The 23281-nt window shown below is 38.8% G+C and carries 20 protein-coding genes; 8 read left to right on the top strand and 12 right to left on the bottom strand.

What is annotated here, in order from left to right; translation table 11 throughout:
• Positions 1 to 118 precede the first annotated feature (118 nt).
• The gene (locus tag NL42_RS11360) at positions 119 to 430 is read right to left on the bottom strand and encodes a YcgJ family protein (protein WP_461312824.1); all 312 of its coding nucleotides are present in this window, start codon (positions 428 to 430) and stop codon (positions 119 to 121) included.
• Between the two features lie 348 nt (positions 431 to 778).
• Here NL42_RS11360 and NL42_RS11355 point away from each other — a divergent pair, with 348 nt between their 5' ends.
• Positions 779 to 1936, top strand: coding sequence for an iron-containing alcohol dehydrogenase (locus tag NL42_RS11355; protein ID WP_461312823.1), 1158 nt, complete (start codon positions 779 to 781; stop codon positions 1934 to 1936).
• Positions 1936 to 2370 carry an acyl-CoA thioesterase gene (locus tag NL42_RS11350; protein WP_461312822.1) on the top strand — a complete coding sequence of 145 codons (435 nt, stop codon included), beginning with the start codon at positions 1936 to 1938 and terminating at the stop codon, positions 2368 to 2370. The genes NL42_RS11355 and NL42_RS11350 overlap by 1 nt, the downstream gene beginning before the upstream one ends.
• 48 nt (positions 2371 to 2418) lie before the next feature.
• On the opposite strand, the gene NL42_RS11345 is transcribed toward NL42_RS11350, so the two are convergent.
• The 5 genes from NL42_RS11345 to amvA all read right to left on the bottom strand — a co-directional run bounded on the left by NL42_RS11345 (position 2419) and on the right by amvA (position 11325).
• A complete protein-coding gene (locus tag NL42_RS11345; protein ID WP_461312821.1) occupies positions 2419 to 4647 on the bottom strand; it encodes a phosphocholine-specific phospholipase C in 2229 nt (742 codons plus the stop codon).
• A gap of 315 nt (positions 4648 to 4962) precedes the next feature.
• Entirely contained in the window at positions 4963 to 7014 is a 2052-nt protein-coding gene (locus NL42_RS11340) for a DNA polymerase III subunit gamma/tau (protein WP_461312820.1), read from the bottom strand.
• A 123-nt stretch (positions 7015 to 7137) separates the two neighbouring features.
• The gene (cpaB, locus tag NL42_RS11335; RefSeq protein ID WP_461312819.1) at positions 7138 to 7773 is read right to left on the bottom strand and encodes a metalloprotease secretion chaperone CpaB; all 636 of its coding nucleotides are present in this window, start codon (positions 7771 to 7773) and stop codon (positions 7138 to 7140) included.
• A 22-nt stretch (positions 7774 to 7795) separates the two neighbouring features.
• The gene (gene cpaA / locus NL42_RS11330; protein ID WP_461312818.1) at positions 7796 to 9577 is read right to left on the bottom strand and encodes a metalloendopeptidase CpaA; all 1782 of its coding nucleotides are present in this window, start codon (positions 9575 to 9577) and stop codon (positions 7796 to 7798) included.
• Between the two features lie 269 nt (positions 9578 to 9846).
• Entirely contained in the window at positions 9847 to 11325 is a 1479-nt protein-coding gene (amvA, locus tag NL42_RS11325) for a multidrug efflux MFS transporter AmvA (protein ID WP_461312817.1), read from the bottom strand.
• Between the two features lie 125 nt (positions 11326 to 11450).
• On the opposite strand from amvA, the gene NL42_RS11320 reads away from it, so the two are divergent.
• Positions 11451 to 12029 carry a TetR family transcriptional regulator gene (locus tag NL42_RS11320; RefSeq protein WP_461312816.1) on the top strand — a complete coding sequence of 193 codons (579 nt, stop codon included), beginning with the start codon at positions 11451 to 11453 and terminating at the stop codon, positions 12027 to 12029.
• 47 nt (positions 12030 to 12076) lie between these two features.
• Here the strand turns inward: NL42_RS11320 and NL42_RS11315 are convergent, their stop codons facing one another.
• From NL42_RS11315 to NL42_RS11305, 3 genes are all read right to left on the bottom strand, one after another.
• The gene (locus NL42_RS11315; RefSeq protein ID WP_461312815.1) at positions 12077 to 13336 is read right to left on the bottom strand and encodes a serine hydrolase domain-containing protein; all 1260 of its coding nucleotides are present in this window, start codon (positions 13334 to 13336) and stop codon (positions 12077 to 12079) included.
• A 71-nt stretch (positions 13337 to 13407) separates the two neighbouring features.
• Positions 13408 to 14262: a MaoC family dehydratase gene (locus NL42_RS11310; RefSeq protein WP_461312814.1), complete on the bottom strand. Its 855-nt coding sequence runs from the start codon at positions 14260 to 14262 to the stop codon at positions 13408 to 13410.
• Between the two features lie 74 nt (positions 14263 to 14336).
• Complete coding sequence (locus NL42_RS11305) at positions 14337 to 15728, bottom strand: 3-oxoacyl-ACP reductase (RefSeq protein WP_060466581.1); 1392 nt, start codon at positions 15726 to 15728, stop codon at positions 14337 to 14339.
• Between the two features lie 235 nt (positions 15729 to 15963).
• Here NL42_RS11305 and NL42_RS11300 point away from each other — a divergent pair, with 235 nt between their 5' ends.
• Entirely contained in the window at positions 15964 to 17535 is a 1572-nt protein-coding gene (locus NL42_RS11300) for an acetyl-CoA C-acetyltransferase (RefSeq protein ID WP_461312813.1), read from the top strand.
• Positions 17536 to 17596: 61 nt separating this feature from the next.
• On the opposite strand, the gene aceI is transcribed toward NL42_RS11300, so the two are convergent.
• On the bottom strand, positions 17597 to 18031 hold the full coding sequence (aceI, locus tag NL42_RS11295) for a chlorhexidine efflux PACE transporter AceI (protein WP_005073799.1): 435 nt from the start codon (positions 18029 to 18031) through the stop codon (positions 17597 to 17599).
• A gap of 90 nt (positions 18032 to 18121) precedes the next feature.
• On the opposite strand from aceI, the gene aceR reads away from it, so the two are divergent.
• The 3 genes from aceR (at position 18122) to leuE (ending at position 20859) form a co-directional block, all read left to right on the top strand.
• The gene (gene aceR, locus NL42_RS11290; RefSeq protein WP_461312812.1) at positions 18122 to 19015 is read left to right on the top strand and encodes an HTH-type transcriptional regulator AceR; all 894 of its coding nucleotides are present in this window, start codon (positions 18122 to 18124) and stop codon (positions 19013 to 19015) included.
• A gap of 130 nt (positions 19016 to 19145) precedes the next feature.
• Entirely contained in the window at positions 19146 to 20135 is a 990-nt protein-coding gene (gene tal / locus NL42_RS11285; RefSeq protein WP_461312811.1) for a transaldolase, read from the top strand.
• 73 nt (positions 20136 to 20208) lie between these two features.
• Entirely contained in the window at positions 20209 to 20859 is a 651-nt protein-coding gene (gene leuE / locus NL42_RS11280) for a leucine efflux protein LeuE (protein WP_049837344.1), read from the top strand.
• 51 nt (positions 20860 to 20910) lie between these two features.
• Here the strand turns inward: leuE and NL42_RS11275 are convergent, their stop codons facing one another.
• Complete coding sequence (locus NL42_RS11275; protein ID WP_336170364.1) at positions 20911 to 21384, bottom strand: Lrp/AsnC family transcriptional regulator; 474 nt, start codon at positions 21382 to 21384, stop codon at positions 20911 to 20913.
• Positions 21385 to 21570: 186 nt separating this feature from the next.
• On the opposite strand from NL42_RS11275, the gene NL42_RS11270 reads away from it, so the two are divergent.
• Positions 21571 to 22746: a benzoate/H(+) symporter BenE family transporter gene (locus NL42_RS11270; protein ID WP_461312810.1), complete on the top strand. Its 1176-nt coding sequence runs from the start codon at positions 21571 to 21573 to the stop codon at positions 22744 to 22746.
• A 55-nt stretch (positions 22747 to 22801) separates the two neighbouring features.
• Here the strand turns inward: NL42_RS11270 and NL42_RS11265 are convergent, their stop codons facing one another.
• Complete coding sequence (locus tag NL42_RS11265) at positions 22802 to 23245, bottom strand: RDD family protein (protein ID WP_005306468.1); 444 nt, start codon at positions 23243 to 23245, stop codon at positions 22802 to 22804.
• Positions 23246 to 23281 lie beyond the last annotated feature (36 nt).

Below are 23281 nucleotides of genomic sequence, written 5' to 3'. Positions count from 1 at the left end.
AAATAGAATTCTTTTCTTAATCTAACTCTTAGATTATTTTTCCTGTTCATTTCATTCTTTATTTAGATATAAAAAAAGCCCAATTATTATGGGCTTTTTAGTAAAACTAGGATAAAAATCATTTATTTTTAAAAAGTTTATCCGTCATTTTTCTATCAACTTTACTACGATGTCCATTTTCAAAGTATCGATCAACATGGCATAGTTTTGTTTTGGTATCACAGAACACACCATTTGAGAGTGTGAATGCTGAAGTATCAAAATCACCTTGAGAGAATGCTCTGTTCGCTTTGTTAGTTCCTAAGTATTTGGCTGTAAGTTTTTTAGATACACCTTTCTTGTCAGCGCAGATATATTTGTCACAAATTACACCATTTTTAGGTGAATAGACGCTAGAGCTGGTTTTCGCCATTGTTACTGAGCTAAGCATTAAACAAGAACATCCAATAAGACTAAGTACAGTTTTAGAAATTTTCACTTTTGAACCGAATAAAATTATAAATTGTTAGGGCATTATATGAATTAGTAGTCTTCAGGAAAATCTACCAAACAGTATAAATAACAAAAAGCCCACCTTTCCATAAACGTTTAAATACCTTGCGTGATCTCCGCCTACCTTCCCCATCCTACTATATGAAAGTAGTGCATATCTCATACAACACTCAACATAATCACTTCAGAACTACTTTATTTTAAAGTGTCTTATGCTAAGTTACTTAAAGATTTAATCCTAAAGAACCCTTCTACAATAATGTTCAAAAATAAGGAAATAACGTATATGAGCCATTTTCAATTTCAAACCGTTCCAAATATCATCTCAGGCTTAGGCTCTATACAAGAATTACAGAATGTTTTGTCTTCAAAAGCTTACCGTAAGTTGTTACTAGTGACTGATGCAGGCATGATCAAAAATCAATTACATGTTCCCATCATTCAAATTTTAGATACGCTTAATATTGAACATGTCATTTATGCCGATGTTCAAGCTGACCCACCAGAACAAGTCATTTTAGATGCTGCCAATTATGCAAAACAGCAAAATGTAGATGCCATTATTGGTTTTGGCGGTGGTAGTTCTTTAGATGTTGCAAAAGTAATTGCTCTGCTCGCGCACCCCAACCAGGCCCAAAGTTTGCAAGACATGTATGGCGTAAACCAAGTAACCACTGCTCGCCTACCTCTTATTTTAATTCCAACGACAGCCGGTACAGGTTCTGAAGTAACGCCTATTTCAATTGTGACTACTGGTGAGACAACAAAAATGGGGATTGTCTCGCCAGTACTGTACGCCGACACTGCGATTCTTGATGCTACTTTTACTCAAAACCTTCCAGCACATATTACAGCTGCAACAGGTATCGATGCGATGGTACATGCTATTGAGGCATATACTTCTAAACACAAGAAGAATATATACACAGATATTTTAGCTAAGAATGCTTTAAAGCTACTAAACCATAACTTACCGAAAGTTCTTAAAGAGGGTAATGATTTAGAAGCACGTCAAAACATGCTTTTTGGTTCAATGCTCGCGGGTCAAGCGTTTGCTAACTCACCTGTTGCTGCTGTGCATGCTTTAGCTTACCCACTTGGCGGACATTTTCATTTATCGCATGGCCATACCAATGCTTTAGTGTTAGTTGAAGTATTAAAATTTAATGCACCAAATGCAAAAAAATACTATGCGGAACTGATGCAATGGCTAGATCCATATAGCAATGGCAGCACAGATGGTTTGTGTGATCTGTTTATTGACCATATGCAAAACCATTTAGATCGTAGTGGTTTGGTCTTAAAGCTTAGAGATTTGAATATTGAAGAGTCTAGTCTACCTAAGCTTGCTCAAGATGCCATGCTACAAACTCGCTTGCTACAAAATAACCCTCGTGACATGACAGAGGCTGCTGCTTTGGCAATTTATCAGGCGATTCATTGATGACTAAACCAGTTTTAAAAACTCGCGATCAATTTAAGTTCTTTTTAGATATTCAAACGCGTTGGGCAGATAACGATATTTATGGTCATGTGAATAATGTGACTTACTATAGCTACTTCGATACAGCAGCCAATGCATTACTCATTCAAAAAACAGGTTTTGATATTCATGAAGCAAAATCAATTGGCTTAGTGGTTGATTCAGCATGTAGTTTTCTTAAAGAGTTGTCATTTCCAGAAATTATTCAAGTGGGCGTCGCGATTGGTAAAATCGGTACGACTTCTCTACGTTATGAATTGGCAATCTTTAAACAAGGTCAAGAGCAAGCCTCAGCTCAAGGACATTTTGTGCATGTGTTTGTAGACCGCGAAACGCGTAAGACTGTGCCCATTTCTGAGTCAGTTCGTGAAGCTTTAAAAAGTTATTTATTATAAAAAAATGGGGCAAAAAGAAAATGATCTGTTCTTTTTGCCCACCTAAACTTACATCATTGCAGGATCACTAAAAGAATCTTCTCCCGTTTCGACTCGGCCAGCAAAACGTCGGTAATAATACGGATCACTCTGACTCGTGATTTCAAAATCATACCAATGACCTACGTCAGCCAAAGCCCAATGTTGCTTAACGACTTGACCCGCTTTTACGGTAAGGTGTAACGGCGCATCTTGTCGATATGCACAAGGTTTTACCGTCAAAAGTGCGTCCTTGGTTCCTTCATTCATGAGTTCGACATAAACATCACCGTTGGCAATGTCATAGCACACTCGAATTTCAGGTTTAACGCCACTATCAACAATACGTTGAGTATCGCCTTTGAAGTGACGATGGTAACCATTGGGGCCAAGTACCCATAGGTCATAACGGCCCAAGTTATCTTTTAAAGCATCCCATTCATCATCTAAAGTTTTATTCGGCTCAACAATATAACGCTTTGGAATAAGATCTAGGTTAAGTTTGTCATATACATGAAAAACCGCTGCTTGCTGACCTGTATTAGAGAATATCAATTGCACTTTACCATCGGCTTTACAGCGCGCGCTGGTGTGCAGTTCGTAAGGTAGCGCACGCGATAGACGTATACCACTTTGCTGAATCGGTAACTTAATATCCGTTGGTACAGGTACAGCTGGCAAAGCTTCTTGGTTTTCTCTTAGCTCATCTGCCTGCAAACGTGTCTGTTTACCATTGAGCTGAGGTAAAACATCTGCATTTGGTGTTTTAAAGTTAAATGCACTGGTTAAATCACCACACACTGCACGGCGGTATGGACTGATATTCGGCTCTTTTACACCGAAACGTTTTTCTAAAAACATAAGCACAGAAGTATGGTCAAACACTTGCGAGTTCACCCAGCCACCACGGCTCCATGGGGAAATCACATATAACGGAACACGAGGACCCGGACCATAAACACGTCCATCAGGCGTAGGCTGAGAATGGCTTCCCTCAGGCGCAGCATGATCAAAATATTCGTCCTTCATGTCAGCACTGCTTAATGTCGATTTCCCTGCATACTGACCATTTTTGAGCCGAGATGGCGCAGATGGTGATGGTACGTGGTCAAAGTAACCATCATTTTCATCAAAATTGATAATCAGTGCAGTTTTACTCCAAACCTCTGGCACAGCAGTTAATGCATCAATAATTTCTTGAATAAACCATGCCCCTTGAACTGGGCTTGAAGGGTCTGGATGTTCACAGTAAATTGACGGCGCATTAATCCAAGAAACTTGCGGCAATTTGCCTTCACGAATATCTCGTTTAAAAGAATCAAGATATTCTTCAGGTTTATTGCCCGGTAAAGTATTTGCAATGCCCTTATATAATGGATTTTTGGCATTATCAGTCGCTGCTTCATAAGCTTTATATGGTAGCTTTTGTCCCGTGTCGGCATATGGTTTGTTTGGTTCACCACCGCTTGCAACAGGATAACCAGATGCAATATTGGCTTTTCTGAACGTACGAAATGCCCCAAGCATGTTATCGCCCCATTCATCTGGCATATTTTGATAACAAATCCAGTTTACCCCTGCTTCTTCCAAACGCTCAGCATAAGTCTTCCATGTATAACCGCGATCTGCCGTAGCGGGGTTACCATCAATCCAGTCCCATTCATTGTTTACAAATGATCGCTTAGTTGGTGTCGCCCCATTTGTACCGGTTAAATGAAAAGAGCGGTTTGCATCTGTTCCGGTGTGCATAGAGCAATGGTAGGCATCACAGATCGTAAAGGCATTCGCAAGTGCAAACTGATATGGAATTTCTTTTTCTTTAAAATAACCCATGGATATATCAGTTTTATGGGCTGGCCAATTCGCCATGCGCCCATTGTCCCAAGCCAACTGACTGTCATTCCACGTATGCGGGGTACCATCTGCACGCTGTGCATTATTAGCTGTGCCATCTAAGTGAAAAGGCGTTAAAACTTGCCCGTTACTTCTGAGTTGCTCCCATACACGGCGGCCACTCGGTAGAGGAATCGTAAAACGATCAGCAAAACCTCGAACGCCTTTTAATGTTCCAAAATAATGATCAAAAGATCGGTTTTCCTGCATTAAAATAATAACGTGTTCAACGTCTTGAATTGTGCGTGTTTTATTGTTTGCAGGAATTGCCAAAGCTTTTTGAATACTAGATGGGAAAGCCGCCAATGCTGCAGCGCCAAAGCCCATATTTAAAGAGTAATTTAAAAATTTACGACGTGTAATCATGATCAGGTTCTTTTTATTATTTAAGTTTAAGGAGCGCAGCGCATTACAGGCTTTTTACCTGTGTCTGGTGCATTTGAATTATCATTTGATGAGTCGTTACAGCCACTCAGCAAAAGTGCGCTGATCAATAAAAAATATGAATATTTAAAAGAAGTTATTCCTGCGTATTGCCTTTTCATGTCTATGTACAATCCATTTAAAATCTAAAATGGCTAACATAGAAAAGTACAATGACAGTGACGTGACCTGAATGTTTCAATCCCGTGAAAAAGCGTGGAATCGTATAATTTCCAAGCTCATCACAGGACTAAAAAGTTAAGGCTTTAATTGAATGTTTTCAAGCTCAGCATCAAAGGTCTCTATGAGGCTTTTAATGACTGGCTGTTGTTGTAATAACTCAGCTGCTCTTTGAAAGGCTTTTTCTTTACGCGCACTTTGAATGGTATATGGTGTAACCGTATTTACAGCACCATATTCAACTGTAAATTGGGTATCAGGCCATTCCTCATTTAATGCATCAATAAGACCTTGCTGTAATTGAGTCAGCATATTTTCATATTCTTGAGGAATATGGAAAACTGTATTGCCACCAATTTGACCTGTCATCACGCCATGCTGAGCAAGCTCTTGAACGGCTGGAGAAAGTTGACTAGTTCTAAACCAATATTCCCATTTTGCTAGTGTCCACTCGCCTTCTAAGGTTTGCGTGGTTAGCTTCAAAATGTCTTGAGGCATAAGCTGCCCGTTATCAGTTGCACTAACTTCTTTTACAACTTCAACCTTCTCAATCGCCTCTGGGGTTTCCACCAGTAACGATTGCTCGACAACAGGTTCTAAAGCTACATCATGAGTAACAGGCATATCTTGGGCAAGTGAAAAATCAGCACTAGGCGTTTCAAATAAACCCATCGGCTCAGCAGTGAAAGCTGGTTCAGGTTCAATATTTCTGGCCTGAGTTTCCATCTGAACGTGTACTGACTTTTGTTCTGGCACTGGAATGAAATCTTCATTCAAAACACTAACGGTCTCTTGAACAGGTGCTGACTCAAACCCAATCAACTCATTATGATTTGGGTCAAATACCATTAAATCCTGATTAGACCGAGGTTCAGGTTCAGGTTCAGGTTCAGGTTCAATCATAGCGGGTTGGCTAATAACTTCAACTGGCTGCACAGTATTTACTGGAGTAATCTCCTGAGCTGTTTGCTGGGCCTGTTGACTCAGGCCCACTACTGCTTGTTCATTTTGCTGAACAGGCTCGGACACCAAAATTTCATTAGGTGCTAAAGGACGGAATGCCAATAAGCGTAAAACGCACATTTCAAAACCTTGCTCTTGCGTCACAGCAAGTTGCAAGTCTGAACGGCCTTTACATGCAATTTGATAATACAGTTGTAAATCTTGAGCAGAAATCAGCTTAGACAGTTGCATAATTTTGCGATTGATTTCTTCGCTATATTTCAAACTCAAATCAGGTAGATATTGCAAAATTGCCAATTCATGTATTGTCGAAACCAACTGATCAAGCACAAGAGAAACGTCTAGTGCTTGATGTCTAAATTGCAATAAAAGCTGACTAACTTTCTCACGTTGGTTTTGATGAATCGCTAAAATCAAATCATAAATAATGGTGCGATCAATTAGACCGAGCATTTCTTTAACATCTTGATGCTGTACAGCACCCTGACCATAGGCAATTGCCTGATCGGTTAAAGATAATGCATCACGCAATGAACCTTGAGCTGACTCGGCAATTTGCCAAATTGCATCTTGGTCAGAAACAATCTGTTCTTTTTCAAGAATAGTGCCAAGATGCTTTGTAATTTCATCAACTGCTAATGGTCGTAAGGTAAATTGCAAACAACGTGAAATGACTGTAATCGGTAGCTTTTGCGGATCAGTCGTGGCAAAAAGAAACTTAACGTGTTCTGGTGGTTCTTCTAGTGTTTTTAATAACGCATTAAAAGAATGCGTCGATAGCATATGTACTTCGTCAATCAGGTAAACTTTAAAACGACCTTGCGTTGGTGCATAAGGAACGTTGTCTAAAAGTTCACGCGTATCTTCTACTTTTGTTCTTGAAGCAGCATCGATTTCGATCAGGTCAATAAAACGACCTTCATTTACCGCCTTACAGGTTGCACAAACTTCACATGGCGTAGAAGTCACACCCGTTTCACAGTTTAAACACTTGGCTAAAATACGTGCAATTGTAGTTTTACCTACACCACGCGTTCCTGTAAATAAATAAGCATGGTGTAGACGACCGCGTTCCAATGCACTACTTAATGCACGAGAAACATGGTTTTGCCCCACTAACTCATTGAAATTACGTGGACGGTATTTTCTAGCAAGTACTTGATACATGTATGCTCCTTGTTACAGGCATAAGCATACTTTGTTTTTAAAAGAGTGTGAACGCAAAAAGCTCATATCCGTACAGATAAACTGCGAACTGGCTTCTTTTCTCTACCAGAACCCTTTATTTGTCTATGGATGATCATGATGTAGCTCCTGATCAGTGACTCCATCATCCATCGTCTGTACTAACCCAACTCCGTCCTTAATTTCAGCAGAATAATTTCCTTTTTCGGTAAAAATCTGCATGATCGTATAATGGTCTTTTTGACTTTGGGTAATGGTAAAGAAATTCTGATTCGGATCGCCCTGATCAAATTTTCCAGTCCATCGAATAATATCTTGATCAACAGGTTCAATCTCTACAATTTTTCCTGTGCGATTAATGCCATATTCCAACATTTGAAACTTAACCGTGTCACCCACTTTTTTAAGTTCAATCACATTTGGATCATATTTAATCACCATGCCTTGTGCATTTTTAATCAATGGAAAATTAACATTAGAAGGCAGCTGATTTTTCTCTATCTCATGAAAAACAATTTGTTGTTTGGACAACTTCTCTTTCTCTGACGGACTAAGATTTATTGTATTTTGACGAGCAAAACCATTCTGACTTTCAACTCGCTTTAAGCCAACTTCATCTTTCTGGCTATCTGCAGATGACGTTAAAGCAGAAGAACTCTGCTGTGAAAATGCGAGCCATATGAGAACCGCTAGCGCCAAACAAGCGATAGCAGTTCCTATTAACAATTTATTTTTTTTCATTATTTACAGCTAAGAATAAAGATTAGTTATATAGAGAAATTTTCTGCACATTCAGGTTAATTACACTGACTGCATCAATTTTTCCTTCTTCACCCAAACGAACACCATATTTAGGGTTATAAAGATACGGGCTAGAATAAAAATTAATATTATTACCCCCCATTGCAGTACTTCCTAAAGGATGGGCAAAGCCTGAGCCAATATTGGTTGAACCATTATGATATAGACCAAGATTATGCCCGACCTCATGGCGCATAGCTGCAAACGAACAACCCGCAATATCATTTGCGCCAATCATGTTATATGCAGAAGCATTGATCCAAGCCCAACCACAACCACCATCGCCAGGCTCATTACCTTGATAATAGACGCCGTCTGCCAATACACGTTTTCGCTCATTTTGTACCGTCGTATCATCTCGTCCAGTAGAAATTGCTTCTTTTAAAGTGGCAGCGGGGATTTTATAAGTTAAATAGCCCACATCTCTCAAGTAAAAACGTGCATTTGAATTTTCAGCAGTTAAATTCGTTAAATTGACACCTTCAATCATTCTCAGTTTTGCGGCGTTCTCTCCCAAAATTGAATTTACCTCTGGGCTAGAAACCAACAACATATCAATTGTATAACTATCTACTGTCCAGCCTTGAGCGGTGTAAATAAAACGGCGGTTTTCACCATTTTTAATTGCTGTAGACAAACCATTAGCCGCATTAATAAAGGTGTCTGCCGATGCATTTGACACAATAACGACCTTATCCCCGACTTGAGCTTTAGCTGGTAGCTGCAAGGTAGGTTGCCAATTTGAGGTAGCAAGTTTTACCTTTAAAACAGGTTGAGTCATATTCGGTAAAGTTGCAGGGATTGTCGCCGTTGAATCAATTATCTTTGTTGGTGAAGAGATCAACTGCCAATATCCTTTGTCACTTACATACATAAACTCATATTGATCGCCAGTCTTAAGCGTTAAAGTTGCTTGGCTATTAACATTGGTATTATTAATTTTTGCTGACCAAGTCGCCGTAGACTTGATAATAATTCTATCTCGATCACTTGCAGTCGCTGGTAGCGTAAAATTAGAAACCCAGTTCCCATCTCCAAATGAAACTTCTGTAAGTGGGCTACTTACCGCGGCTAAAGAAGTTCCAATTTGCTGAACATTTAGCTTCTGAGGTTTTATATATTCTGGAACCCATTTTCCTAAAGCAGAATAATATTTAAACCAATATTCAGAGCCATTTTTTAATGAGAAACTGCTTGGGAATAATAAGTTTGTCTTATCAATGTATGAACTTGCACTTGCTGTAGAAACAATTTGTACAGTTGTTCCATCACGTACATCGCTTGGTAATGCAATGGTTTGTGCCCATTTGCTATCTTGAATGAGTACTTTTTGCATTGATGCAGTTGTTAAAGGTACAACTTCATAGTTAGCACCGTTGGTAGGACTCACTGTTGCTAACTGAGCGATCCATTTATTTTGACTACGATTAAAGACGAATTGGTAAACATCCCCGCTATTTATCTTCAACACTTCTAATGGAATATTCGTGTTTGAAGTATCTAAATAACTACTATAAGCAGCACTTGAACGAACCGTAATTTTGTCTAAATTATTCGCGCTAGATGGTAAAGATAGGTTTTTGGTCCAGTTACCATTTGCTAAAGAAAATTCTAAATCTGAATAACCCGATGGAATTGATCCACTATTATTATTCTGATTGGGTGAAAGTACAGTTGCAGCATACACAAGTGAAGATGCAACAATTGCTCCGATAATGAATGATGTTTTTAATTTGAAATTCACAGCAGCCTCTTTTATTTGTTTTTAGTTTTTCGAATAGCAGGTTAGCAAACCATTTTTTTGTAGTCAATTTTCGGTCGATTGATTTTCTATTAAATTTCAATTACATGAATATTGAATCATTTTGAAATAAAAAATATGAAACCGATTAAAGAATAATTTTGTTATGAGAATTAAATAACCAAAATATTTCAATATGAGGAAAATATTAAAAAGATTTATAAGGATAAAAAGAAAGATAGCCTCTCTTTTTATCCTTTAGTTTAGATTTTTTAATTTACTTTCTTTGGGATGCTAAACCAGACAAATACAGTTAAAAGGAAAAAACAAATTGCAGAGATTGTAAGCACCCAACTATGGGCATAGCTAAAAGCTTGCTGAGCAACTGCAACCAATTGCCCTCCTAAAGGATTTTCAAGCTTAGATGCTAATTGCATGGTTTCACCAATCGAAATACTCCCTTTTTCAATTAAGTTCGTCGGAAGCTCTTCTGGCAAAATAATTGAGCGGCTATAAAACCAAGACAACATTAACCCAAAAATAGCGACACCTAAACCAGCACCAAGCTCGTAAGCCATACCTTCAATCGCACCTGCTGCACTTGCCTTTTGAGGCGGTACAGATGACATAATCGCAGCAGTTGAAGCAAGTAAAGCAATCTCAATGCTAAAGCCTAAAAAGACCATACATGTCCATGCTAAGAAGTGATCAGTCGAAAAGTTAAGCTGAGCAAGCCCCCATAGACTAAAGCCACTTATTAAAATACCAACAGTAGATACAAGTCTAAGTCCCCATTTATTTAAACAGATTCCGGCTAATGGACCACCCAAACTAATCGCGATCATAAATGGAATAATAAACATGGCTGCCTGTAATGGAGAAAACCCATGCACAAACTGCAACTCTTGGGACAAGAGTAATTCAAAGCCAACCAAAGCAATCATGGAAACTACAGCCATGACAATGCTGGTAGAAATCACTGCATGTTTAAATAACTCCAGATCAATCATTGGTGTGGTAGTTCTTTTTTGGCTTCGAATGAAGTGAATTAAAGCACTTACCCCAACCACAAACATCACGACTGTGAGTACCGAGAAGTTGTACATAGCCGATTTGATTGAATAGATCAGACTTAAAATTGCCACAACCAACACTAAAGCTTGTCCTAAGTTAATTGGTTGATCAGTTTTTTCTTGCTGTTTAGGAATGATCATCGCGATCATAACCAGAACCACTAAAATAATCGGGATATTGATGAGGAATACTGCTCCCCAATGAAAGTGTTCTAGTACAAATCCACCAACCAATGGACCAAAAGCTGCTCCGCCACCACCCACTGTAGACCAAAGACCAAGTGCAAAATTCCTCTGCTTTTCTTCGGTAAAGGCATTACGAATGCCTGATAAAGTAGCAGGAATAAGCATGGCCGCCCCTAGGCCCAAAACAGCACGGGAAGCTATTAAGGCGTAAGCTGTTGGAGAAAAAGCCGCAGCCAAGGAACCAACACCAAAAATAGCAGTTCCAATAAATAATAATTTTTTAAAGCCTATACGATCACCGAGTGCACCCATAGGCAAAATCAAACCCGCCATAATCAGTGAATAAATATCAATGATCCATAGAAGCTGATTGGCAGTTAAATTCAATGCTGTACTTAAAGATGGAGTTGCAACATGCATCACCGTTGCATCAATCGTAACGGGTAAATAAATAAGGACGATAATTGTCAGGATTAACCATTTTTTTTGCATAACGCTCTTCAATATCCAAAACTTGGACATGTGTTCAAATCATGGTTATTATATACGCAATTGGACACTTGTCCAACTTTTAGTTTTAATGTAATTTGTGTCGAATTCAGTCAGGTGAAAGAAACATGGCCTATCTTAATCGCGATCAACGCAGAGAAATGATTCTGCAAGCTGCCATGCAAGTTGCTTTGGCTGAAGGTTTTACAGCCATGACAGTGCGTAGAATCGCAACAGAAGCACAAACATCAACCGGACAGGTTCACCACCACTTTTCCTCGGCATCTCATTTAAAAGCCGAAGCTTTTTTAAAGCTCATGGAACAACTTGATGAAATTGAACAAGCCCTACAAACGACCAGTCAATTTCAAAGGCTATTCATCTTATTAGGCGCAGAAAACATAGATAGACTTCAGCCGTATTTAAGATTATGGAATGAAGCTGAACTCTTGATTGAACAAGATATTGAAATACAAAAGGCTTATAACCTTGCCATGCAAAGTTGGCATGAATCTATTGTCCAAGCGATTGAATGTGGCAAGAAAGAAGGCGAGTTTAAAAATACATCTAATTCAACAGACATAGCTTGGCGACTCATTGCCTTTGTATGCGGATTAGAAGGTATTTATCAACTTGGTTTACAAGGTTTAGCTGAAGAAGACTTCAAGCGTCATACTGAAGCGATTATTCGCCTAGAATTATTATAAATATAGAAGCTGGCATTAATTAGAATACCAGCTTTAAAACACTAAAATTAGAACCAGCCTTTACGACCTTTTAAAATTTGGTCAGTGCAACGTAAGGCTTCTTGAGTCAGCCCCCACAAACGGTAATCACCCGTGATTGAACCAATTTGAAAGTTATGAGTATAGGCAAAACTCAGGTCGCGCTCAGGATCGCACCACGCCCCTGAACCATTGTAACCAATATGTCCAAAGCCATTTTTAGCGCGTTTACCCATGGTAATAATGCGGTGATATCCTAAACGCCAATTCATCGGAATTGGCATGACACGATCACGTGCATAACTTTGAATGGTACTGAGCTCTTTAAATACTTCTGGGCGAATAAGTTGCTGTCCATCCCATTCACCGTGATTTGCCAACATCGCATAAATTTTAGCAAGACTATTTGCAGTAAAGGTGCCGTTTGCCGCTGGAATGACTGCTTGCAATCCTTCATCACTAAAGAAACTAAAATGCTTCATTCCTTTTGGAATCATGGCATCCTGAAAATCTTGCGGATCTTGCCCCGTCCACGTAATCATTTTTTCAGAGAGTGAACTCTTACGTGCTTGAGGCTTTTTAGGTTTTTCAACTTGGGTAGATGCTGGTTTTTCTAGCTTAGGTTGAATAATTAAACGTGCTACACGGTCTAGCTCACTTGCAGGCGTACCAAAATAAGCGCCGTCTAACTGCAACGGTTCAACGAGATATTTTTGCATGAGCTGATCTAAAGATTGACCAGTTGCTTTTTCAAGCACGCCACCGACAAGCCAACCAAATGTTAAAGCTTGATAAGCATTACCCTCTCCGGCAAGGAATCTAGGCTTAGTCGCTGCAATCACATTTAACATATGTGACCAGTCGAGCATTTCCCTCGCACTTTCGATGATATTTCGAATATCAAACATGCCGCTTTGATGACTTAGCACATGACGTAAAGTCATTTGCTCTTTACCATTTTGAGCAAACTCAGGCCAATAAGTCGCAATCGGTTTGTCGTATTCTAAAAAACCTTCACTTACTAAAATATGCGCTAAAGTTGCAAGTACACCCTTACCTGTAGAGTAGCAAACTGCCAAAGTTTCAGGTTGCCAAGCTTCAGTTTGTGATTTGAGACCTGTATAAATATCTACAACTTTCTGGCCTCTAAAATAAACCGCTAATGCAGCTCCACCTTGTCCTGTTCTAGCATCTTGAAGACGGCTGAACTGGTGAGCTAAATCAATAAAACGTTCATCTAAAATACCGTGATAGTTATGGGTATCGGCCAGTAAAATTTCTTTAATCACATGAAGTTCCTTGCATTTTTTGTTATTTTGCTCAAAAGCAGCCCAACCCTCTGTTCAGGCTGCTGATATTTTTATAATGCTTTTACAGTTCCTGCAACATGCGGTTTTTGTGATTTCGCATTACGAATCAAGAAATCAGTCTTTTTATCTGCATTGGCAGTTAAGAACTCAACTTTTGACGGTAAGAACATTGGTAACTTAAACCACACATCTGCTTCATAAGCATTTGGTAATTCAAGGTTCGCTAGCGCTTTAGCTTTGCTCCACATGCCATGTGCAATTGCCTGCTTAAAACCAAATGCTTTTGCAGTAATGGCATGAATATGAATTAAGTTAAAATCACCAGACACTTTCGCATAACGACGACCTGTGTTTTCTAAAATATCCCACTGGGCCTTTGGAACATACGCTGGTACTTGATCTTCTTTGGCTTTCTCACCTACTCTTTTCTCGACTTTTTGACGAGATAAATAAGTCGTTAAGCCTTCCATTACGACTTCGTTGCCAACTTTTGCAGTTGTAATAAAGTCAAACTGAACACCTTTATCATGCGGTTTTAGTTCCCCAAATTTACATGACAGAGTGAGTTTTTCAGTCACACCAATCGGTCTGGTTTGTTTAATCTGGTTACGAATATGGACTAAACCTAAAATCGGAAATGGAAAAGCTTCTGCCGTCATCATGTGCATTTGCAAACTTTGAGAAAGCACAGCCAAATAAATTGCGGGTACAAAGCCATTATTTTTAAAGCCACATACTTCGTTATAAGCTTTGAGATGACTCTGATCAATTTCTAGAGTATCTACCACATATTCAACTTGCGGTAAGATTTTTGGACCTTTCGGCTTTTTAAAAATTAAACCTTGTACCACTTTTGGGTAAGCTAATGCCGCTTTCGGTAGCTGGCTAAAATGACGAGTATTCATACCTAACCTTTTATAATTTATAGATTCTTGAATAAAAAAGGGATGCACAAGCACCCCTTTTTAGTTAAAAGTGCTTAAGCGCCCAACAAGCTTTGACCACAGACACGTACAACATTGCCATTTACGCCTGTAGAAGCAGTTGAAGCAAACCATGCAATCGTTTCTGCAACATCCACAGGTAAACCACCTTGTTGCATTGAGTTCATACGGCGACCAGCTTCACGAATTGCAAACGGAATTGCCGCCGTCATTTGAGTTTCGATAAAGCCAGGTGCTACTGCGTTAATGGTAATACCATTTTTTAAGATAGGCGCAGTAAATTTCACTAGACCAATCACACCAGCTTTTGACGCAGCATAGTTCGTTTGACCAAGATTACCTGCAATACCACTAATTGATGATACGCAAACAATACGGCCATTTGCATTTAGACCATCGTTTTCTAACAAGTAGTCGTTTACACGCTCAGCAGCAGACAAGTTAATGTTAATCACTAGATCCCAAAGCTCTGGCTTCATGTTTGCCAAAGTTTTGTCACGCGTAATACCCGCGTTATGAACAATAATATCTAAACCACCTTGTTTTGCGGCAGCAGTTTTAATTTTTTCGCCTGCATCGGCAGCAGTAATGTCAATTGCCAATGTAGAACCACCAATGTCAGCAGCTACACGGTCAAGGTCAGCTTGTTGTTGTGGCACATCTAAACAAATAACATGAGCGCCATCACGTGCAAGCACATGTGCAATTGCCTCACCAATACCACGGCTCGCACCAGTTACTAATGCAGTTTTACCAGCAAGCGGTTTTGCCCAGTCAACATCGACCACATCTGCTTTAGACACACGAACAACTTGACCAGACACATAAGCTGAACGTGGAGAAAGCAAGAAACGTAAAGTTGATTCAAGGTTTGCAGCAGCACCTTCATCAACATAGACAACTTGCGCAGTAATACCCTTTTTAAATTCTTTACCTACAGATTTGATAAAGCCTTCAAGTGCACGCTGAGCAATCGCCTGTTTTACAGTTTTTGCAGTTTCAGGAGTTGTACCGATGACAATCACACGACCAGAAGTAGCAACTTGACGTGCAATCGGGTTAAAGAATTTATAAAGTTCGTTTAACTGTTCTGAGTTTTGAATACCAGAGGCATCAAATACTACTGCTTTGAATTTTGATTCTTTGTCGCCTGCATTGAATGGGCGTAAATTTAAACCAACTTTTGCAGCTTCTTGTTGTAATGCAACATTATTGCCTACATAGCTGTCAGCATGAATATTGCTAAGTACTTGTGCAATCGCACCAGACAATACACTTGACGGCGCTGCGCCAACCAATACTGCACCATTCACTACTGGCTGAGCACTTTCAAAACGCTCTAATGCAACTGGTGATGGTAAACCCAGATTTTTAACAACGAATTTACCAATAGGAGATTGTGTAAATGCTTGGTATTGATCAGTCATGATTATTATCTCTCAAAGAAATGAATTTTCTACGACAGGCTTCATTATGTTATGAGATGAATAGCAACAATATGAAATCAGTCGTTCATTAGAGTTACTCCAAATCATACTTGAGTTCATCTTTGGATGTCTTGACCTGAATGCTATCTACAATGTCATTCTAGTCAATACAGGTCTATTTGAATTGTGTTAATGTAGCTAATAAGAATATCGTTAATATGCTTGGAAAAGCCTTATGAGCAAGACAACTCAAGAAAATCCAGCAGTCGAGAATTCTGCTGAAGAAAAAGTGTCAAATACATCAAAGCCGGCTTCTAACACGGCTAAGCGTAACAGCACAACTCCTAAAGCAGCAACTAATACTCCAAAAACGACACGTACTCGTTCAACGACTGCACCTGCACGTAGCCCTCGTAATAAGAGCGCTGCTACAGCAACCCCATCTACATCTTCTAATAATGTAGTTGCAGCACCAAAAGCAACAAAAACCAAAACTTCTGTTCAACAGGATAAAACCATGAGCCAAAACACTGTTCGCCGCGTTGCAATTATTGGTGGCAACCGTATTCCATTTGCACGTTCAAATACTGCTTATTTTAAAGCGTCTAATTCTGACATGCTGACAGCAGCATTGAATGGTTTGGTTGAGCGCTTTAACTTACAAGGTAAGCGTATTGGTGAAGTCGTTGCGGGTGCTGTTTTAAAACATAGCCGTGACTTCAACATGACTCGTGAAGTTGTATTGAGCACAGATCTTGCTCCTGAAACTCCTGCTTATGACATTCAAATTGCTTGTGGTACAGGTTTACAAGCAGCTTTTGTTGTTGCAAACAAAATTGCACTTGGTCAAATCGATGTAGGTATTGCAGGTGGTGTAGATACAACTTCTGATGCACCGATCGCTGTAGGTGATGGCTTACGTAAAGTTTTACTTGAGCTCAATGTTGCTAAGACTGGTAAAGACCGTCTTAAAGCTTTAACAAAAATTGATTTTAAAAAGCTTCTTGATGCTCCAAGCAATGGTGAACCACGTACTGGCCTTTCAATGGGTGAGCACCAAGCAATTACTGCTTTAGAATGGGGTATTACTCGCGAAGCTCAAGACGAGTTAGCTGCAAGCAGCCATCAAAAACTTGCTGCTGCTTATGAACGTGGTTTCTTTGACGACTTAATCACTCCATTCTTAGGTCTTAACCGTGACAACAACTTACGTGCAGACAGCACAGTTGAAAAACTTGCTAAATTGAAGCCAGTTTTCGGTAAAGGCGAAACTGCAACAATGACAGCGGGTAACTCAACTCCGTTAACTGACGGTGCTTCTGTTGTATTGCTTGCTTCTGAAGAATGGGCAAAAGAAAATGGTCATGAAATTTTAGCTTACCTTTCTTTCTCTGAAACAGCTGCTGTTGACTTCATTGGTAAAAATGGCCCTAAAGAAGGTTTATTAATGGCTCCTGCTTATGCAGTACCTCGTATGCTTAAGCGTGCAAACCTTAAACTTCAAGATTTTGATTTCTACGAAATTCATGAAGCATTTGCATCTCAGGTGTTGTCTACATTGAAAGCTTGGGAAGATGAAAAATTCTGTAAAGAACGTCTTGGTTTAGATGCACCTTTGGGTTCAATTGACCGTTCTAAACTGAACGTAAATGGTTCATCTTTAGGTGCAGGCCATCCATTTGCTGCAACTGGTGGTCGTATCTTGGCAACCGCTGCTAAATTGATTAATCAAAAAGGTTCAGGCCGCGCATTAATCTCGATCTGTACAGCAGGTGGTGAAGGCGTTGTAGCAATCGTAGAGAAATAATTCTACGATTCACCTAAAAAAGCACCCTGATGGGTGCTTTTTTAGTTTAACAACTTAATTTTTAATGAAGTGATGCTGCTTTAGCATCTGGGAAAAACTTATCTTCGATATGGTCATAACACCATTGGAAAATGAAGGTATAGACCAAAATACATAAGGTTAAACCAATATCTAAAATAAGCGCATCAATTACACTCATCTGAAGCATATATGCAATCATCGGCACTGTTGCAATCAGCAAACCACCTTCAAAACCTATCGCATGTAAAATCCGCACAGGGATCGTTCTTTCCCAATTATATTTATGCTCTACTTTTTCGAAATAGTGGTTAAAAATCATATTCCAGAAAACTGAAACTACTGCCATGAACACACCAAGTGTTCCAGTTACATCCATTGGCATATCAAAAATAAAACTTAATGCAATCGCAATGATGACCAATAAAATTCCTTCATAACTGATTGCATGAATGAGCCTTCTCTTGGAAATCAACATTTTTAAATACTCAATAATAACTTGGATAATGTGCATTTTATTTTTATAATATTGATTAATCCAATCAGGTTCTTTCAGTTTTTTTGACAGATGAATATTAATCAAGAACAGTTACTCATGTTTCAGGCCGTGATTGAAACAGGCTCCTTCTCAGCAGCAGCACGAAAACTTGGAAAAGTTCCTTCAGCTGTAAGCATGTCTATTGCCAACTTAGAAATTGATCTGGACTTGACTTTATTTGACCGTAAAGGCCGTGAACCCATCCCTACTGACGAAGCACGGGTGTTATACGAAAAGACATCTCAACTTTTAATTGAGATGAATCAATGGAAACAACATGCTCACGCGTTAAGTACAGGGTTAGAGGCCAATTTAACTCTTGTGATTGTCTCTGAACTTTTATACACCAATTGGACCGACTATATTTGTCTTTTAGAAAGTCGTTTTCCAGACTTACAAATCAATATTGTGTCTGCCCCTCAAGAAGATGCACTTCAAATGTTATTAGACGGCTCTGCCCAACTAGCACTCATGTTTGAACGCGAACACCTAGATAACAGAGAACAATTTGTAGAACTTAAACGTGAGGCTTTAATTCCAGTTATTTCAAATAGCCATCCTTTAGCAAGCCAAAATCAAGTTTCTTATGAACAAATCCTTACTACAAGACAAATTGTAGTTGCAAGCCGAGATGAGACTTTAAAACCTGAATTGCTATTTTCGAAACATTATTGGCGTACAGACAACCACCACTCTGCTTGTTTAATGATTTTACGCAATCTAGGTTGGGGTGTTCTTCCTCAAGAAATGTTTAAAGAAAACCCTGAATTAAAAAACAAACTTAAAATATTGAATTTATTAGATTTCACTCCAAGATTTGAATATTACGTAGATTTAGTATGGAGCCGTGAAAGTGAGCTCGGTGCTGCTGCCAGATTCCTCATTGAACATATCCGTAAGCAACGAACGCAACAGGTACCTTAAAATTATTTCAATTGAGATGCAGAATCTAAACGTTTTTCTTTGAAATATAACAATTGATATATCGACAGCATGAATAGACTTTGTGCTATAAAGAAAACATAAGATTTATTACTGAAGATGTTGAATATCAATGACTCATACAGCACTTGACCAATTAAAAACATTAACGACCGTTGTTGCCGATAGTAGTGACCTTGATGCAATTCGTAAATTTCGTCCTCTAGATGCAACAACAAACCCTTCATTGATTACGGCAGCGGCAGAACAACCTGAAAGTAAAGAGCTCATTGAAGATGCTTATTATCAAGCCAAAGAAGAAGGCTATAAAAGTGATGAGCTCATTGAAAGAACCATTGATATTTTAACTGTAAAATTTGGCGTAGAAATTTTAAAACTCATTGAAGGCCGTGTTTCTACAGAAGTTGATGCTGCACTTTCATACAACACTGAAGCCACCATTCAAAAAGCACATGAATTATGTGAACTTTACAAAGGTTATGGTATTGATCAGTCACGTATTCTGATTAAAATCGCGTCAACTTGGGAAGGTATTCAAGCTGCTAAAGTACTTGAAGCTGAAGGTATTGCTTGTAACCTCACTCTCCTTTTCGGCTTACATCAAGCTCAAGCTTGTGCAGATGCTAAAGTAACTTTAATTTCACCATTTGTAGGCCGTATCTTAGACTGGTACAAAAAAGCTGAAGGCGTAGACGCTTACCCAATCGAAAAAGACCCAGGTGTGGTCTCAGTTAAGAAAATCTACACTTACTACAAACAGCAAAATATTCCTACTCAAGTGATGGGTGCGAGCTTCCGTAGCATTGATCAAGTGCTTGGACTTGCAGGATGTGATTTGCTAACGATCTCTCCTGGCCTACTTAGCCAGCTTGAGCAAGATACGCGTACAGTTGATGCAGCTCTTGATGCGACTAAATCAAAGCAAGCAGAGGCTATTGTTAGACCAGCTCAGAATGAACAAAGTTTTAAAGACGAACTTAATCATGACTTAATGGCATTCCAACTTTTACAAGGTGGTGTTGATGGCTTTATTAAAGCCCGTGACCAATTAAGTTTTTTATTACGTCAATCTTTTGGAATTGATGCTGAAATTAAACCTTAAAAAACTGTACTTTTCATACAAAATCACCGATTTTTGTTATCATGGCAAAAATCGGTTTTTTATTGGGTTTCTCGTGTTCGGCATAACAGATCTAACAACATATATTATTGGTACATTCCTAATTGTGTTATTGCCAGGACCCAACTCTCTATATGTGATGTCAATTGCTTCACGTTATGGCATTAAAACCGGATATATGGGCGCATTAGGTATTTTTACTGGCGATCTCATTTTAATGCTGTGTACCGTACTTGGGGCTGCTTCTTTACTTAAAGCATTTCCATGGGTATTTGTTATTCTTAAACTAACAGGTGCGCTTTACCTATCTTATTTAGGTTTTAAACTCTTACAAGGTAGTATCCAACGCTGGAAACAACGTAATCAGCCACAACCAGAAATGGCGGATTTACCTGCTTTAGATAAAGTTCATCCTTATAAAACAGCACTCAGTATTAGTTTACTCAACCCTAAAGCGATTTTATTTTTCCTATCTTTCTTTGTTCAATTTGTTGAACCTGACTATGCTTACCCAGCTCTAAGCTTTTTAATTTTAGCGGTTATTTTACAGGTGATTAGTTTTAGCTATTTAACGGCATTAATCTTCTCTGGAATTAAACTTTCAGCATTTTTTAAACAAAACCATAAAATTGCAGCGAGTAGTATTTTTTTAGTCGGAATTCTATTCTTCGGATTCGGTCTAAAACTAGCAACCTCAACGATCTAATAGTCTTTATCTATCCGTTTTTACACTATAAAGTTAAAACATGATGAGCTGTTAAAATGCCAGCATGCCATCTGTTTTAACTTCATTGAGCACAAAAAATGTTCTGACCTGCCTTACTCCAGGTAAAGCAATAATCTTTTCACTATGGAATCGGTTAAACGCAGCTAAATCTTTAACACGAATTTTTAGAAAATAATCGACTTCTCCAGCAACCAGATAACACTCTAAAACATTTTCCAAATCACCCGATGCTTGTTCAAATGCTTGAAAGCTGTCTGGGGTTGAGCGGTCTAAAACCACTCCAACGAGTACTACCGTATCACGTTGCACCATGCTCGGATTGATCCGAGCGCGTACATCTAGAATTGCCCCAATCTTAAAAAGACGCTGAGTATGATTCCAACAAGATGACGTACTTATGCCTACGAGCTTAGCCAATTCGGCATTACTTAAGCGCCCATTTTCTTGTAAAGCACGCATAATTTTAAGTTCAAGAACTGTCAAACTTTCAGCCTGCTCTTCCATAAAACGATATTCCAAATTTAGTGTTATTTATGGAAGGAATAATAGCATTATTCGATATTTTAAAAATATTATTTCCATTTTAGATTAAAAATAGAAAGCACCTTCTTTAAAAAAATTGTTAGATTTATCGAGCTGAAAGCAAAGGCAGAAACATATTAATTTTTCAGGGATTTAGAACATTTAGCTATGCAAAAGATTCTTCAAGATTTTTCTATTCCAGCCGTATTCGCGGGTTTCATTACCTTTCTTATTGGTATTAGTGTTTCGGCTATTTTAGTGATTCAGGCTGCACAAGCTTTAGGTGCTTCACCCGAGCAGATCACCTCTTGGTTTTGGGCTTTAGGTTTGGGTCTTGGTTTATCAGGCCTTATTCTTTCGTGGAAATTTAAATACCCTGTAGCAACTGCATGGTCAACCGCTGGTCTCGCTTTAATTATTGCAACTGGCGGTGGATATAGCATAAATGAAGCAATTGGTGCTTTTTTAGTTGTTGGTTTACTGACAGCGATTTTAGGTTTTTCAGGAATTTTCCAAAAAGCACTTTCATATATTCCACAAAGCTTAACCAGTGCCATGCTTGCAGGCGTTTTACTTAAATTTGGTATTTCACTTTTCGCAAGTTTACAAAATGATTGGGCATTCGTTTTATCTTTGCTCGTCATTTATATCATTACAAAAAGATTATGGCCGCGTTATAGCATCGTGTTCACAGCACTTGCTGGTGTTGTGCTCTGCCCTATGTTTTTAGACTTTCATATGCCTACGCTTCACTGGTCTTTGGCTAAACCTGTTTGGATTAGTCCTGTCTTTAGCTGGTCTGCTCTTTTGGGCTTAGCTCTACCACTATTTGTAATTAGTATGGCTTCGCAATATTTACCAGGTATTGCCATGATTAAAAGTTATGGCTACAAACCACATGTTAACCAACTGATTGGCTGGACTGGTTTAACCCAAGTTTTGCTTGCACCTTTTGGTTGCTATAGCGTTAATATTGCTGCGATTAGTGCAGCTGTATGCCTTGACGATCAGGTTCATCCTGACCCAAGTAAACGCTATATTGCTGGCATAAGCTCTGGTTTTTTCTATGCATTGATGGGACTATTTGCAGCAACACTCACAAGCTTACTCATGTCTTTTCCTCATATTTTTATTGTAGCTTTAGCTGGCATCGCATTACTTGGTACCATTAGCCATAACATTGCGCTTGCCTTTGGCCCTGTTGAAGACCGTGAAGCTGCATTATTTACCTTCTTATGCAGTGCTTCGGGCATTCAATTTTTTGGTATTGGCTCAGCCTTTTGGGGGCTTATTGTCGGTCTTATTGTGTTTTTAGTACTTAAATTTAAAGTCAAAAAAAGTTAATAAAAAAGCGTTCATAGCCCCTTTTTCAATGCTATGAGCGCTTTTTAGTCTTATTTTATAATTCTCTTACTACCACTGATTTTGCCATTTTGTCATGCCAGCCTTGTTTTTTAGCATCAAATGCGACCCAAAAAAGACCAATACCAAACACTAAAATTGACGGAATATAGCCAACATATCGAATGATACTCTGCGTGACTGTTAGCTTATTACCTGTTTTTTCATCTAAAACTTTTAATCGCATCAATCGTTTACCTGGAGTACCTGCAAAATACAGCCAACATAAAACTGAATACAATAAAGGAAATGCATAGTTCACGATCAAATCGAACCAATAATTTTGTGGCTTAGTACTTAAACCTGTGGCAAAGACTAAGTCGTAATCCCCTTGATAAAAAATCCATGCTGCTGGAATAACAGCCAAAAAAAGAATAAGAGTATCAATGATCATTGCACCAAATCTTAACCAGAACCCTGCATACTCATACTTATAAGTCATGCTCACCTCGCTTTGTTATTGTTTAATAGCTAAAAA

The sequence above is a fragment of the Acinetobacter sp. GN11 genome, from assembly GCF_054823985.1.
The sequence above is the reverse complement of the archived record's forward strand: the minus strand, read 5'-3'. Positions and strand labels throughout refer to the sequence as shown.